This window comes from Synechococcus sp. UW69, assembly GCF_900474185.1.
Classification (GTDB): domain Bacteria; phylum Cyanobacteriota; class Cyanobacteriia; order PCC-6307; family Cyanobiaceae; genus Parasynechococcus.
On record NZ_UCNW01000008.1, the window covers coordinates 1 to 14,364 of the forward strand.

Sequence of the window (14,364 nt, forward strand, 5' to 3'; positions counted from 1 at the left end):
ACTTTCACCAAAGATTGTGTCACCGTGCGTACTGCCTCTTAGGTCATCATTTCCCATGCCTCCATAGAGGAGGTCTTTGCCTCCGGATCCTTTCAAAGTGTCATCGCCCGCTATACCTTTCAAAGTGTCATCGCCAGCTCCACCTTTCATCACATCATTGGATGTGACATGGAATTTGTCGCCTTCAAAAAAAAGATTATCCCCGTTGTTCAATGATTCACCATCTTCAACGCCAAGACCTTTAAGCATTGGTTGATTTGGATATAGATCCTTGTACTTGCAGTAAGCCCATCTTTCCAACCTTATGTCCCCCCATAGGGCGACTTCATTCTCTGTTAGAAGGTGTAAGTTTTGAATTCCCCATGTTTCCAGGTCTGTCCAATTTCTTGTTACTCCTAGCTCCGCCAGCCTTGATTTATCTTGAGCAATAGATGTGTCAAAGCCGTTTTTTTGACTTGGTGGCACTTCTGCGGCTATTAACTTTCCTTCTAAGTCAAAGGTGTAAACCTCAAAAAAGTTTTGATCCAGCCTGGCCTCGCTTCTTATATTGTAAGAAGGGTTCGCTATTGTCCTTCTATTTTTTGCAATAAGTTTAATGTATGATCCCTCCTTTTCTGCAGAGTGAAAGTCCCAGGGGACGGATGAATAAAGCTGCTTGGTGAATCTTCTGCCGTCAGAGAGAGTAAAAAATATTTTTTTACCATTTAGCTGTGTGTATATTTGTTGTGAATTATCTGAAAGAAGGCCAAGGCTTCCTTCGGTCTCAAAAACTGTTTGCTGTATATATGTTGTATATGTCATTTTAGGCGCAATTCTGGGTTTATTCCGTTACCTTTTGTCTGTATTTTGTCCATCAAAATTCTGTGTATTTGTGGTTTGTTGAATTGACGATTAGGGCTTCTCCTAATTTTCTTTTGTAATTCTACAGGTTTCAGCGCCTCTCCAACTCATCACCGCATCGGATCCGTTGACGGTCGAGTTTGCGTTGAATGTGCGGAGTGATTCCCAGTTCAGCGGTGTCCCTGAGGTGATCCATGACGCGGGTGAGGTGTTTGACGAGCTGAGGTGAGTGGATCACCAGCAGAGTTTCATCGTTGGTGTGTGCAGCAGAGGGTGACCAGTTGAAGGACCCCGTGATCACTTTGCGTTGCTGTGGTTGAGCTGACTACGAAATTCCAGTGCAATTTTCCGAGCCCTAACTACATGCACATCACGGCGTGAAAACCCCCATAGCCTCTCTGCAGCTCTAAGGCTCAGCAGAAGCTCCCCAGCAAGGGTCCACTTGTTGCCAGCCCACGCGGTGCAACTCCTTCCAGAGCTGCTCTCCTATGTCTTCGGATTCAGCGCTCTAAACCCAATCGTCCGAGTACTGCGTCCTTTTGGCTGTCATCACAGCGTTGTCCTCAGCGAGGTGCTCTGCTGCCCACATGCCTTTGACCTCATGGCAGACGCCTTCTCGGTCGCAAACCCTGTAGAGCTCGAAGCCCTCTGGAGAGGTGGTGAGTTTGGTCTTGGTCCCTTTCATGCCTCTATCTCTGCTAACCCAATAAATAGGCAGCAAATCGAGTCCCGTATGGGCAAGTTGAGACAAAAAGTTCGGCTCGTTACATAACCTTGGGTGGCTTAACGATTCGGGTTGCAGCAGGTAACGCTGCTCTATCGACGGTCAGCCGAACTTCAATCGTCGGTTTCACCCATTGCAGTTCACGTGTACTACTGCTTACCTGATGGATAGCGACAAGAGAAGTGGAATGTCGGTTGATCATTCGGTCGTTACGCAACGGACTGACCGCGACCCACTGATCCTGCACGTCAAAGCAGGGATGACCGTGATCGTTGAAGAGAACGGTGACTGGTGGATGGGGGATGTCGTGTTTGTCGAAGCTGGAGCAAGGAACACCAAGGTTCCGACCCTTTTCCAAGTGGCAAATGTGGACACCGGTTTTATCCGTTGGATTAACGCCGACCTGGTGACCCATATCGTCCCCAGAATCCACGAAGCAGTAGCTGCTTAACGCTGCCAGTCAACGCGATATAACTCCTGCAAGACCTGCTTTGCAGCGTCCCTACTTAGGTGCACGCGTGTCTTGAGGAGTGGTGTCTATGGAGATTCTGTGCTGCACTCCTGCCGAAACTGCTGCAAAGCCTGTCCCAGTCTTGTTTTTTCCGATCAGTTGGTATCGATGGTCAGAAGAGTTGGTATCAAAGATTTTTTAAACTGGATGCACCACCGGATTGAGCGGCGCGGTCGAGTCGACAGCCGGTATGCGTGAACCCGAGTCATGCGATCTGTTGAAGGCCATCAGCGCCTAATACCAACCAGATACCAACCGCTCAAAACCGCTCTAACCCCATCTATATAAACAAATGCTGCAGTTCAGCAAATATCAGGGACTTGGCAACGACTTCCTGATTGTGGAGGGCCGGCAGGGACAACTGCCCGATGCCATCAGTGATCCCGATCCCGCCTGGGTGCGCCATATCTGCGATCGGCGTTTCGGTGTTGGCGCGGATGGCCTGATCCTGGCGCTTCCACCTCAGGCCGAGGGTGAACTGCGCATGCGGATCATCAATGCCGATGGAAGTGAGGCCGAGATGTGCGGCAACGGCATTCGTTGCCTGGCGCGTTATCTGGCCGATACCGATGGAGATGCGCCAGGACGAAGTTGGGACATCGAAACCCTCGCGGGAATGATTCGCCCTGAACTCATGGCGGACCGCCAGTTGCGGGTGGATATGGGGCCTCCGTTCCTCACGCCGGAAGGCATCCCCACAACACTGATGCCGGAGGACGGTCTGCCCCAGGGGGTGCTGATGTTGGAGGACGATCAACTGAGAGTGGCCGCTGTTGGTATGGGCAACCCTCACGTGGTGGTTCCCGTTGAGGATCTCGCCAGCATTCCCTTTGAGGCCTGGGGAGCTGCCCTGGAGGTGCATCCAGCGTTCCCGGCCAAAACCAATGTTCATTTCCTTCAGGTTCACAGCCGTGAGCGTTTGGAGATCCGGGTATGGGAGCGGGGTGCAGGTCCGACCCTGGCCTGCGGCACCGGAGCCTGCGCCACCCTCGTGGCGGCAGTGTTGTTGGGCCTCGCCGATGACTGTGCCGAGGTTCTACTTCCCGGCGGTCCGCTGATGATCGAATGGCGCGATCGAAGCGGTTCGGTGCTGATGACTGGACCGGCGGAGGCAGTGTTTGATGGTGTCCTGACGCCAGAGTTGGTTCCTGGTCCGTCTGCCGTAGCTCCCCAGGTCAGTCCCGTTAACCAGGTCAGCACCAATCCCTCACCCGCCAAAGAGGTGACGCCTGCAGCGAGTCCAGAGGACGAAGCGGCCGCCCTGGAGCAGGTGCAGAACTTTCTGAACTCCACCTCTCTCGATTCGATGCTCAATCTCGCCAGTGAGTCACTGGAGCAACGCACCAAGGCGCGGTTCGAGCGTGACACGCCCTGAGCTGTATCTCGATGCTGCCGCCACGACACCGCCGCTGCCGGAGGTGATCGCAGTCATGCAGCAGCTCCAGCAAACGGCCTGGGCGAACCCCAGCAGTCTTCATGGAGCAGGGCTGGCAGCTGCGGAGGCCCTCGAACGGGCCCGCTGGTGTACTGCTGATCGTTTTGGTGTCAGCGCGGATCAGTTGATCGTCACCTCGGGGGCGACTGAATCCGTCCATCTCGCCCTTCTCGGCAGTGCCGCGGGTCTTGCTCCCGGCCGTGTGGTGATCTCTGCAGTGGAGCATCCAGCGGTGATCGCTGCGGCTTACCAACTCGAGGCCCAGGGATGGAGCGTTGCTGAATGGCCTGTCGATGGGCAGGGGGTGGTGCGACTGAACCAACTCGATCAGCTGTTGTCTGCTCCGACGCGGTTGGTGTCCCTCACAGCTGCCCAGGGTGAGATTGGTGCGCTTCAACCTCTGATCGAGGTTGCCCAGGCCTGCCGCGAGCGCGGCATCGTGATCCACAGCGATGCCACCCAACTCGTACCGCAGGGCTGTTTCCCGTTCGAGCGGCTCGGGGTCGACTTGCTGACCCTCTCCGCCCACAAGTTCCGTGGTCCCCGCGGCGTGGGCCTGCTGATTCGCGCCCCAGGTGTTGCCCTCTCACCGCTCCAGGGCGGTGGTGGACAGGAGCATGGCCTGCGCTCCGGTACTGAACCCGTCGCTCTTGTCAGCGGTATGGCAGAAGCTCTGAAGGTGCTTCCAAGCTTTGACCCCGTTACGCATCCCGTACCCCCTGGCAGCGCAGTGAAGATCCGTCGCCAACGCGATCAACTGCTTGAGCGCCTACTGGAGCTTCCCCAGCTCCGGCTTTGCGGCCCCCAGCTGTCAGGCCGTCTGCCCCACCACATCGCGCTGCTGGTGAAGTCGACCGATGGCATGCCTCTGCCGGGTCGCGATCTCGTGCGGCGGCTTGCAGCGGCGGGTGTGGCCTGCAGCAGTGGCAGCGCCTGCAGCAGTGGAAGCAGCTCAGACAGTGTCGTTCTCACGGCCATGGGGATTCCCGAGCCTGAACGGCAGTCAGGGCTGCGCCTGACCCTTGGCCCATGGCTCTCTGATCAGGACCTCGACGCCGTTCCAGGCCGTTTTGAATCCGTATTGAGGGCTTTTCCCTGACATGCTTTGGCGATGACTCAATCCGACGCCCCCTGTCTCGACCTCCCCGCGGATCTGCTTGCAGCCGAGGAGGCTATGTTGCAAGCCGCCCTGGCAGCGGTGGGTTCTGGCGACGGCCAACGCTGGGCAGCAAGCCTGCGTTTTGAGGGGTTGCGACTGCTGCCGGTGGCGGTGCGGCTGGCCCGTGCACTCATCGCTACCGGTCAGCAGCTGGTGATGGTCTGGCCCGACGCCGGCGCTGCAGCCCTGGCGCGGCGTGATGCGGAGGACCTCAAAGACGTGATCCTCGACTTCAATCAGCTGAAACGCTCGGACAGCACAACTCCCGATACGCGCCTGCTCCTCGCGGTGAATCCTTCGCCCGCTGATTACGAGGAGTTCCAGGCCTTGTGCGAAAACCATGCCGGAGTGATCCTGATGCTGAATGGACGTCTTGAAGACGCCGCTGTCGGGATCGGCAGCGTGGCCCGGGAGCGCCGCAAGGGTTTCGTGGCCAGTTGGCAACAGGCCTATTGGCTCCAGCCGTTGGATGGAGGAGCGTTGATGCGCTGCTTCCCCGATGACTGGCGTCTCTATCGCCAGGATCCCGATGGGTACCGGCAATTGGAGGTGCTTCCCGAACGCCCGGACCCTGACACCACCGCAGCTCTGCTGGCTGGGGAAGATCCTGACAGCATCAAGCAACAGCTCTCCGGAGTTGATCGCTTCCTTGATGGTCTTCGCAATTGAGATGCGGTTGGCTTGATCCAGGATCAGACACTCTTTAAGGTTCGTGCCCAAGCTCCCCTTCGATGGTGCTCAACAGGCTGCGATCCTTTTCTCCCATCGATGCAGTGGCAGCTGTTGTCGCCCTGGCAGCTCTGGGTGGAGTGATCTGGTCCCCAAAGCTCTCTAATGCAGTCGCGAAAGCGACTGGTGCCGTGAAGCCTGTGCAGGTCAGCGTGGATGTGCGTCATCTGTACAGCGCCAATCCTGAGCAACTGCTGAATTCAGCCCGGGAGGAAGCGGCGCTCAACATCGTGATACGGAACCAACCGGCCGGCCGTGTGACTTTGGTTTCGGTGGATGACCTCACCAATTCCCTGACGGCAGTTCAGCCCGATGGTTCGGTGGTTGTTGCTGATGCCCCCAGCACCGCCCTCCCCCGACACGCTCGTTTTGTGATGGAGGCCAATGCGGAGATCAAACCTTCAGGTGTTGTGATCGGCGGGACCAAGCTCAAGGTGGGTGTCCCCGTCGAGCTTGAAGGACGTCTCTACCGCTTAAACGGTGTCGTCAGTGGAGTGACGCCTCTGTGATGCGCTCTGCTCTATTCACCCTGCTTTTGCTGGCGCCCCAGTTGCCTCTGAGGGCAGCAACTCCGTTGCTGGCACCTCCACCGGTGGTTCAACGCCAAGGCCAGGCGCTGCTCTCCGGTGGAGCGCTTTGTCCCGCATTGCAATCGGCCCTGGAAACCGCAGTAGGTCCGGAAAAGCGGGTGTGGAGCGTCAGCGTTGTGGATCAACGCGGCCAGTTGCTGGCTGATTTGAACGGGGGGGTTCCCCGTGTTCCAGCATCCAATCAAAAACTGGTCAGCACGGCCTTTGCTCTGGATCGCCTCGGTCCCGACTTCAGGCTGAAAACGCAGTTGTTGCGTCATGCCGATGGGACGCTTGAAATTGTTGGGGAAGGGGATCCCGACCTCAGCATTGCGGAGATCCAGAAGTTCGCCATGGTGGCGCTCGGCCAGGGCGGCTCTCGCACCCCGACCAGTCTTTCAACAGTGCCTGTGCAGTTGATGGTGCGAGAGGAACCGCGGCAGCGCTGGTGGCCCGCCGACTGGGACCCGGCGGATCGCTCTTATGCCTATGGCGCTCCGATCACCCGCCTCGCTCTCACCAGCAATGCACTGCATATGGCGGTGATGGATCCAGCGGCACGGTTGCAGCGGATTCTGAATTCCACCATCCGTCAGCAGGGGGGGCAGATCCGTCTTCAGATGGTTGACCAGCAGACCCGAGAAGCGGTAACTGCGCGGAGTGATGAAGCGAGTGTGGTGCTGCATAGCGAGGATTCAGCGCCGATGCATGCTCTGCTCAGCCTTGCCAACACGGAGAGCCATAACTTCACCGCCGAAGTACTGATGCGCGAAGCCGCAGACGCCTGGGATGTCAATCGTGCGGCCCTGGCTACCACCCGTTGGATGCAGGCGCAGGGACTTCCCATGACGGGTCTACGGGTGAGGGACGGAAGTGGACTCTCAAGGGGCAACCGTCTCACCAGTCGTTCCCTCTCCGTTCTGCTGTGGCGCATGGCGCAACATCCCCTGGGGGCCTACTACCAGGCGTCGATGGCGATCGCCGGGCAGAGGGGAACGCTGCGCAACTACTTCCGGGGTACGTCGCTCCAAGGGCGTTTTTGGGGCAAAACAGGAACCCTGACCGGTGTTCGCTCGATTTCGGGAATTCTTGAAACCGCTGATGGGCCTCGATACCTGAGCATGATCGCCAACGGGGCCTATGCACCCAACAGCGTGATGGGTGAAATCCTTCTGGCAAGCCAGCGGGTCAGCCGTTGCCCCTCATGGAACGCAGGCGGGACGCCGCACGGTGTGCCCGACTAATCGGCACGGTCTTGGAGTCCTCTCCACCGTTGGCCGCAGGGGTAGCTGAACGGATGGTCTGAATCTTGGATAGCTCCTGACGCCCGGCCATGACCACCTGGGCCATTTCTTTCAAACGCACTTCCAGCTCGCCCAGGGTCTGTTCCGCGTAACGGTTAGCGCCATCCTGAACACCTGCAGCCTCCTGACGGCTGCGCTGGATCAGCGATTCGCACTGCTGCTGGGTCTGCTGGCGGAACTGAAGCGCATCGTTGTGGATCCGTTCGGCCTCGTCGCGGCCTTCCTTCTGAAGGCGCAGGGCTTCACGGCGGATGGTTTCCAGGTCCTGCAGTGCTTGTTGGCGGGTGTTCTCGTGTTGCTCAAGATGTTGACGCTTGAGCTCGGCAATCTCCTTCTCCATCGACTGAAGCTGAAGCTGCGCCTGCTGGCGGTTGGCTTCATGCTGATCTGCGTGTTGCCGCTTGAGCTCAACAGCGTTTTTCTCAATCTGCTGGATTTGTTTCTGGGCCTGTTGGCGGCTCGCTTCGTGTTGTTCGGCGTGCTGACGCTTCAGTTCAATCGCCTCTTGATCCAGCTGCTGGCGACGCTCCAGGGCCTCCTGCTCCAGCTGCTGCCGGCGGGCAGAGAACTGTTGCTCCATCTGTGCCAGCTTGCTTTGCATCTCCTGTTCGAGCTTGGCGCCCTGCTGACGCGTCGTTTGAAGCAGTTGCTCACACTGCTGGCGGGTCTGATCACGCATCTCATTCACCTGCCGCTCCGCTTCCTGGCGGATGGCGGCATTGTTCACCAGCTGTTCGCGCTGGCGCTGGGCCTGATCAACGATCTCCTCTGCGCTCTTGCGGGCGGTGTTAATGAACTCGTCGCGCCGATCAATCAGCTTGGCGGCACGCTCAAGATCTGTTGGCAGTCCTTCCCGTACGGCATCGAGAAGCTCCACGGCATCTGTTTCATTGACCAGACGTCCGCCGGTGAAAGGGAGTCGACTGCCTTCCAGAACAACTTCCTCCAACTGGTCGAGTTGATCGAGAACGGTGAACCGGACGTCGTTCATCTCAGCTGGTTGGGAAAGCCGAATTAAAGAGCCTGTTGAGGTCCTTCGCCACCTCTGGCGGCACCATGTGGTCGATGGATCCGCCAAAGCGGGCCACTTCCTTCACCACGGAGCTGCTGAGGAAGCTGTGCCGAGCAGTCGTGGCCATGAACACGGTCTCCAGATCCTCCGCTAGCGACCGGTTGGTGTGGGCGATCTGTAGCTCATATTCGAAGTCACTCATCGCTCGCAGGCCCCGCAGGATTAAGTCGGCGCGATGGGTGACAGCGCAGTTCACCGTGAGGCCATCGAAACTGATCACCTCAACGCCAGACAAATGGTGTGTCGATGTGCGGATCTGTTCGATTCGTTCTTCGATCGTGAAGGCAGGTCGCTTGCTCGGATTGCTGAGCACGGCAACGACCACTTCGCCAAAGAGACTTACCGCCCGCTCAATCAGGTCCATATGACCGTTGGTGAGGGGGTCGAAACTGCCTGGGTAGAGCGCCCGCATCGGGAATCAGCGATGGGCGGATCCTATGCAGCGGATTGCTGTTTAGATTTCGTCCATCGCACCCGTGCCATGAGCCTCGACGCTGACGCCAAGAAGGTCCTGCTCCGCAAGATCCCCCATGGGCTTTTCATCTGCGGCGTTCGCAACGGCGATGAGGTCAATGGTTTCACCGCCAGCTGGGTGACCCAGGGATCCTTCGAACCACCTCTGGTGGTGATGGGCGTTCGAGCCGACAGCAGCAGTCACGCCATCATCGAAGCCACCGGCAAGTTCTCCCTGAATGTGCTGCGGGCCGACCAAAAAGATCTGGCTGCCGTTTTCTTCAAGCCCCAAAAGGCGCTTGGTGGTCGTTTTGAGGCGGCACCTTTTGAAGAGGGAGAGCTCGGCTTGCCTCTCCTCACCGATGCCGTCGGTGGTGTGGAGTGCGAACTCGTGGGGTCGATCAAGCATGGTGACCACACGGTCTTTGTTGGAGAAGTGAAAACAGCGCGTCTGATCGCTGATGGTGATGCGCTGAATCTGGCCAGCACCGGCTGGAATTACGGCGGCTGAGCTGACGAGGTGGATCCAGCTCCAGCTCCCGGTTCACCGCTGCTGACGCAGCCTGAACGTCTTGAACACCGCCTGAAGGAGATTCCCGCTGAACCGGGTTGCTATCTGATGCGGGACGGCGACGACCGGATCCTCTACGTCGGTAAGTCGAAGTCCTTGCGCAGTCGGGTGCGCAGTTATTTCCGCAGTCGGCACGATCTGTCGCCACGGATCCGCCTGATGACGCGCCAGGTCTGCGAGATCGAGTTCATCGTGACCGACAGCGAGGCGGAAGCCCTCGTTCTTGAATCCAACCTGATCAAGAACCATCAGCCGCACTTCAACGTGCTGCTCAAGGACGACAAGAAATACCCCTACCTCTGCATCACCTGGAGTGAGGCCTATCCAAGGATTTTCATCACCCGTCGCCGTCGTTTCCGCAGTCCCCTGGATCGCTTCTATGGGCCCTATGTCGATGTTGGGCTGTTGCGTCGCACGCTGTTCCTGGTGAAACGCGTCTTCCCGCTGCGGCAGCGGCCACGACCGATGTATCCCGACCGCACCTGCCTCAACTACAACATCGGCCGTTGTCCTGGGGTTTGTCAGGAAAAAATCAGCTCCGAGGACTACCACCGCACCATTCGCAAGGTGGCGATGGTGTTTCAGGGCCGCAGCGATGAGTTGCAACAGCTGCTTCAGGAGCAGATGGGGCGTTACGCCGAGCGGATGGATTACGAATCGGCAGCCCGCGTGCGTGATCAACTTCAGGGTCTGGATCAGCTCACCGCAGACCAAAAGATGAGCCTGCCGGACTCTTCCGTGAGCCGTGATGTTCTTGCCCTTGCGTTTGATGATCGGCTGGCGGCCGTCCAGCTGTTTCAGATGCGGGCCGGGAAGCTGGTGGGACGTCTCGGCTACACCGCCGATGCGTCTGGTTTGGAGCCTGGCCTGATCCTGCAGCGCGTGATTGAAGAGCACTACAGCCAGGTGGATTCCGTTGAGGTTCCGCCCGAGCTTTTGGTTCAACACGCTTTGCCCCAGCAGACGCTGATGGAGGACTGGTTGTCGGAACAACGGGAGCGTCGGGTGCAGATCCACTGCCCGCAGCGCCAGCAAAAGGCCGACCTGATCGAACTGGTTCAGCGCAATGCTGAGTTTGAGTTGCTTCGCGCCAAGCAGGGGCAGGAGAAGCAGTCTTTGGCGACGGAGGATCTGGCGCAGCTGCTGGAGTTACCGACCCCGCCGCGGCGGATTGAGGGGTATGACATCAGCCACATCCAGGGCAGCGATGCCGTGGCCTCGCAGGTGGTGTTCATTGATGGACTGCCCGCCAAGCAGCACTACCGCAAATACAAAATCCGCAGCAGCAGCATCCGAGCTGGCCACAGCGACGACTTCATGGCGATGGCGGAAATCATGCGTCGCCGTTTTCGACGTTGGGCTCGGGCGAAAGCTGAGGGGGTGGATGTGGGGGCGCTGCGACACAAAGGCGGCAGTGCGCTGCAAACCGACGGCCTTAACGACTGGCCCGATGTGGTGATGATCGATGGGGGCAAGGGCCAGCTTTCCGCCGTGATGGAGGCCCTGCGCGAACTGGATCTACATGAGGATCTGAACGTCTGCTCGCTCGCCAAACAGCGCGAAGAGGTTTTTCTCCCGGGTGAAAGCCAACCGCTGGAGAGTGAACCGGACCAGCTCGGTGTTGTGCTTCTGCGCCGGTTGCGGGACGAAGCTCACCGTTTTGCCGTCACCTTCCATCGCCAGCAGCGGGGAGAACGGATGAAGCGGTCTCGCCTGTCTGACATCCCAGGGGTTGGGCCGAAGCGGGTGAAGGATCTTCTGGCCCATTTCCATTCGATCGATGCCATCCAGTTGGCGTCGATCGAGACCCTCTCCAAAGCACCTGGTGTGGGCCCCGCGCTGGCCCGCGATATCCATGACTTCTTCCACCCTTCAGAGGACGGGGACGACGGTGTTGACGGGGCTGCTTTAGAAGAACAGCCTCAGGAACTCTCCGCATGATCCGTCATCTCTGCATGGCCCTGGCAGGAGTGCTTCTATTCGCCACCCCGGTTTGGGCGTCTCCCGGCCTCTGCACAGGGCCTGTGTGTGCCGACGGCATCACCCGCAGTGCCAAGAATCATTGGCAGTTGGTGCTGCGTCTCAACGACCAGCAAGGCCATCACGAAAAGGTGGTGATGAATTGCCGGGCCGGCCAGCTGAGCCCCATGTCCGGTCCTGTGGACCGGGCCTATGCCACCGCCCTCGGTCGTCGTGCCTGCCGTCTTGCGGGTGAGGACAGCTGACGGTGGACCTCAGCCTCGTTTTTCCCCATCAGCTGTTTGAGCATCATCCTGCGATTCGTCCAGGACGGCCCGTTGCCCTGATCGAGGATCCGCTCTTCTTTGGTTCCGACCCCACCTGGCCGATGCAGGTGCATCGGCAGCGTCTTCTCCTTCATCGAGCATCGATGACGGCCTACGCCGAGATGCTTCAAGCCAAGGGCCTCACCGTTCTTCGCGTTCTGCAGGGGCAGGTGGGCGACACCGCTGAGATCCTGGCTGATCTTGTGGCCCAGGGATACCGCTCTTTTTATCTGGCGGATCCGGTGGACGACGTCCTCTCGAAACGGATCTCAGCCTTTGCATCGCGGCATCAATGCGGCCTAGAAATCGTCCCCACACCGATGCTGCTCACCCCAGCTGCGGTGATCGATGAACACTTCGCTGCTGGCAAGAAGCCCTTGATGGGTCGCTTCTACGAGATGCAGCGCAAGCGACTGGATCTGTTGATCGAACCTGAGGGTGGCCCCGTTGGCGGGCGCTGGAGTTTTGATGCCGATAACCGCAAGAAGCTGCCCAAAGGCATCGTTGTTCCTGATCCACCAGTGGAGCGCTCGACGGCAGCCGTTGACCAAGCGCGGCAGCAGCTGATCGAGGAGGGTGTGGCTGGTATCGGCAGCTGGGATTCGTTTCATTACCCCGTGACCCATTTGGATGCTGCCCGCTGGCTGGATGCGTTTCTCGACCAACGGTTGCGAGAGTTCGGGGCCTATGAAGATGCGATCAGCACCCAGCACCGGGTGATGTGGCACAGCGTGCTCACACCGATGCTGAACATCGGGTTGCTCACGCCACAACAGGTGCTGGATCGCACGCTCGAGCGAGCTGCGAGCGGCGATGTTCCCTTGAATTCACTTGAAGGATTTCTGCGTCAGGTCGTCGGCTGGCGGGAGTTCATGGCCGCGATGTACCGGCGCCATGGGGTGGAGATGCGAAAGGGCAATTTCTGGGGTTTCGAAGACCGACCGATTCCCTCTGCCTTCTACACCGCATCAACGGGCCTGCCCCCGATTGATGACGCCATCCGTCATGCGCTCGAGACCGGCTACTGCCACCACATCGAACGCTTGATGCTCCTGGGCAACGTGATGCTCCTCTGCGGATTCCATCCAACCCGGATCTACACCTGGTTCATGGAGCTTTTTGTCGATGCTTACGACTGGGTGATGGTGCCCAACGTTTATGGAATGAGTCAGTTCGCCGATGGTGGGCTGTTCACGACCAAGCCCTATCTGTCGGGTTCGAATTACGTGCGCAAGATGTCGGACTACCGCAAGGGGGAGTGGTGCGACACCTGGGATGGATTGTTCTGGACCTTCATCCACCGCCATCAGGACTTCTTCCGTCGCCAATACCGGCTGGCGATGATGGCCCGAAACCTGGATCGCATGGGCCCTGATGCTCTCTTGGCCCATCAGCGCCGGGCCAGCGATTTTCTTGACGGGCTCACCTGAACCCTGCGTAAGGTCGCTTCAGATCGGCTGTGTTGATGACGTTCTCGCCCGAGGCCTACCTCTGGTTCAAGACCCTGCACATCGTTGGGGTTGTGGTGTGGTTTGCGGGCCTCTTTTATCTGGTGCGCCTGTTCATCTACCACGTCGAAACCGAGGAGCTGGCGCCGGAACTGCAACAGCCGTTCCGGGATCAGTACACCTTGATGGAGAAACGTCTCGCCAACATCATCACCACGCCCGGCATGGCTGTGGCTGTCTCGATGGCCATCGGCCTGCTGTTGGCTCAACCGTCTTGGCTTCAGCAGGGCTGGATGCACGCCAAACTTGCTTTTGTGGCAGCCCTGCTGGCCTATCACGTGTTTTGTTATCGGCTTATGGGCCAACTGCACGCGGGCACCTGCGCCTGGTCGGGCAAGCAGCTTCGGGCTCTTAATGAGCTGCCCACCCTGCTGCTGGTGATCGTGGTGATGCTGGTGGTGTTCAAGACGCAATTCCCCACAAGCGCGGCGACCTGGTTCATCGTTGCCCTGGTGGTGTTCATGGCCGCGTCGATCCAGTTCTATGCCCGCTGGCGGCGTCTGCGGGCTGAAGCCTCTGCTAAAGCCTGAGATGACCCACCCCCTCAAGGCCGTCCTCGAGCAGGTGGGACCGTCGAGCTGCCCCACCACGCACAACTTTCACTGCCACACCGTCTGCAGTGACGGAAGCCTCGAACCGCTCGAGCTCATCCAACAGGCCACCGAGCTGGGGCTCCAGCACCTGGCGGTGACGGATCACCACAGCTCCCAGGCCCACAGGGAGATCCGTGCCTGGTTAGATCAGCAACGCGGCGCCGGTGCTGTGTGTCCCATGGTCTGGAGCGGGATGGAAATCAGTGCTTTGCTGAAGGGATGCCTTGTGCATGTGCTGGCCCTCGGCTTTGAGCTGCACCATCAAGCACTTCAGCCTTACAACCGCGGTGATGCCGTCGTTGGTGAACCGTTGCGTGCCGAGGCGGTGGTCAAGGCCATTCATGCCGCCGGCGGATTGGCGATCCTTGCTCATCCCGCCCGGTATCGCCTTGACCATGACGTTCTGATCAACGAGGCGGCTCGGCTGGGTTTCGATGGGGGTGAGGCCTGGTACGACTACGACATGCAAACGACCTGGTCTGCCAGCCCGTTGATCTGCGACTCCATCGATCGTCAGCTCGGCAACCTTGGCCTTTTGCGTACGTGTGGCACTGATACCCATGGAATTGACCTTCGTGGCCGCTAAGTTCGGTCCATCTCAGTTCCGGTCG

General features: G+C 58.8%; 16 protein-coding genes and 2 pseudogenes. 12 read left to right on the forward strand and 6 right to left on the reverse strand.

What is annotated here, in order from left to right:
- From DXY29_RS13635 to DXY29_RS13325, 3 genes and pseudogenes are all read right to left on the reverse strand, one after another.
- Positions 1-801, reverse strand: a pseudogene (locus DXY29_RS13635) (calcium-binding protein); the annotation flags it as partial.
- A 130-nt stretch (positions 802-931) separates the two neighbouring features.
- Positions 932-1,141 (reverse strand): phospholipase D-like domain-containing protein, encoded by a 210-nt coding sequence (locus DXY29_RS03670; RefSeq protein ID WP_115023039.1) that lies wholly within the window; start codon positions 1,139-1,141, stop codon positions 932-934.
- A 207-nt stretch (positions 1,142-1,348) separates the two neighbouring features.
- Positions 1,349-1,525 carry a hypothetical protein gene (locus DXY29_RS13325; protein ID WP_170952103.1) on the reverse strand — a complete coding sequence of 59 codons (177 nt, stop codon included), beginning with the start codon at positions 1,523-1,525 and terminating at the stop codon, positions 1,349-1,351.
- A 226-nt stretch (positions 1,526-1,751) separates the two neighbouring features.
- Between DXY29_RS13325 and DXY29_RS03680 the strand changes: the two genes are divergently transcribed.
- Positions 1,752-2,015 (forward strand): DUF3104 domain-containing protein, encoded by a 264-nt coding sequence (locus tag DXY29_RS03680; protein WP_115024160.1) that lies wholly within the window; start codon positions 1,752-1,754, stop codon positions 2,013-2,015.
- Here DXY29_RS03680 and DXY29_RS13915 read toward each other — a convergent pair.
- Positions 2,012-2,089, reverse strand: a pseudogene (locus DXY29_RS13915) (hypothetical protein); the annotation flags it as partial. The gene DXY29_RS03680 and the pseudogene DXY29_RS13915 overlap by 4 nt on opposite strands.
- A gap of 278 nt (positions 2,090-2,367) precedes the next feature.
- Between DXY29_RS13915 and dapF the strand changes: the two are divergent.
- From dapF to dacB, 5 genes are all read left to right on the forward strand, one after another.
- Positions 2,368-3,450, forward strand: coding sequence for a diaminopimelate epimerase (gene dapF / locus DXY29_RS03685; RefSeq protein ID WP_115023043.1), 1,083 nt, complete (start codon positions 2,368-2,370; stop codon positions 3,448-3,450).
- Positions 3,437-4,609 carry a cysteine desulfurase family protein gene (locus tag DXY29_RS03690; RefSeq protein ID WP_115023044.1) on the forward strand — a complete coding sequence of 391 codons (1,173 nt, stop codon included), beginning with the start codon at positions 3,437-3,439 and terminating at the stop codon, positions 4,607-4,609. The genes dapF and DXY29_RS03690 overlap by 14 nt, the downstream gene beginning before the upstream one ends.
- A 12-nt stretch (positions 4,610-4,621) precedes the next feature.
- Entirely contained in the window at positions 4,622-5,338 is a 717-nt protein-coding gene (locus tag DXY29_RS03695; RefSeq protein WP_115023046.1) for a DUF1995 family protein, read from the forward strand.
- A 62-nt stretch (positions 5,339-5,400) separates the two neighbouring features.
- Positions 5,401-5,907 carry a DUF4330 domain-containing protein gene (locus tag DXY29_RS03700; RefSeq protein WP_115023048.1) on the forward strand — a complete coding sequence of 169 codons (507 nt, stop codon included), beginning with the start codon at positions 5,401-5,403 and terminating at the stop codon, positions 5,905-5,907.
- Positions 5,907-7,211: a D-alanyl-D-alanine carboxypeptidase/D-alanyl-D-alanine-endopeptidase gene (gene dacB, locus DXY29_RS03705; protein ID WP_115023049.1), complete on the forward strand. Its 1,305-nt coding sequence runs from the start codon at positions 5,907-5,909 to the stop codon at positions 7,209-7,211. The genes DXY29_RS03700 and dacB overlap by 1 nt, the downstream gene beginning before the upstream one ends.
- Here the strand turns inward: dacB and DXY29_RS03710 are convergent.
- The gene (locus DXY29_RS03710) at positions 7,156-8,262 is read right to left on the reverse strand and encodes a hypothetical protein (RefSeq protein WP_115023051.1); all 1,107 of its coding nucleotides are present in this window, start codon (positions 8,260-8,262) and stop codon (positions 7,156-7,158) included. The two genes, dacB and DXY29_RS03710, sit on opposite strands and share 56 nt — an antisense overlap.
- A 1-nt stretch (position 8,263) precedes the next feature.
- On the reverse strand, positions 8,264-8,755 hold the full coding sequence (gene coaD / locus DXY29_RS03715) for a pantetheine-phosphate adenylyltransferase (protein WP_115023053.1): 492 nt from the start codon (positions 8,753-8,755) through the stop codon (positions 8,264-8,266).
- Between the two features lie 69 nt (positions 8,756-8,824).
- On the opposite strand from coaD, the gene DXY29_RS03720 reads away from it, so the two are divergent.
- Genes DXY29_RS03720 through DXY29_RS03745 form a run of 6 tightly spaced genes read left to right on the forward strand, consistent with a single transcriptional unit; the run spans position 8,825 to position 14,339 of the window.
- Complete coding sequence (locus DXY29_RS03720; RefSeq protein ID WP_115024162.1) at positions 8,825-9,307, forward strand: flavin reductase family protein; 483 nt, start codon at positions 8,825-8,827, stop codon at positions 9,305-9,307.
- A 9-nt stretch (positions 9,308-9,316) separates the two neighbouring features.
- A complete protein-coding gene (uvrC, locus tag DXY29_RS03725; RefSeq protein WP_115023054.1) occupies positions 9,317-11,308 on the forward strand; it encodes an excinuclease ABC subunit UvrC in 1,992 nt (663 codons plus the stop codon).
- Entirely contained in the window at positions 11,305-11,592 is a 288-nt protein-coding gene (locus tag DXY29_RS03730; protein ID WP_115023056.1) for a hypothetical protein, read from the forward strand. Before uvrC ends, DXY29_RS03730 begins: the two co-directional genes overlap by 4 nt.
- Positions 11,593-11,594: 2 nt before the next feature.
- Positions 11,595-13,082, forward strand: coding sequence for a cryptochrome/photolyase family protein (locus tag DXY29_RS03735; protein WP_115023058.1), 1,488 nt, complete (start codon positions 11,595-11,597; stop codon positions 13,080-13,082).
- A gap of 35 nt (positions 13,083-13,117) precedes the next feature.
- Entirely contained in the window at positions 13,118-13,690 is a 573-nt protein-coding gene (hemJ, locus tag DXY29_RS03740) for a protoporphyrinogen oxidase HemJ (protein WP_115023060.1), read from the forward strand.
- A gap of 1 nt (position 13,691) precedes the next feature.
- Complete coding sequence (locus DXY29_RS03745; RefSeq protein ID WP_115023062.1) at positions 13,692-14,339, forward strand: PHP domain-containing protein; 648 nt, start codon at positions 13,692-13,694, stop codon at positions 14,337-14,339.
- Positions 14,340-14,364 lie beyond the last annotated feature (25 nt).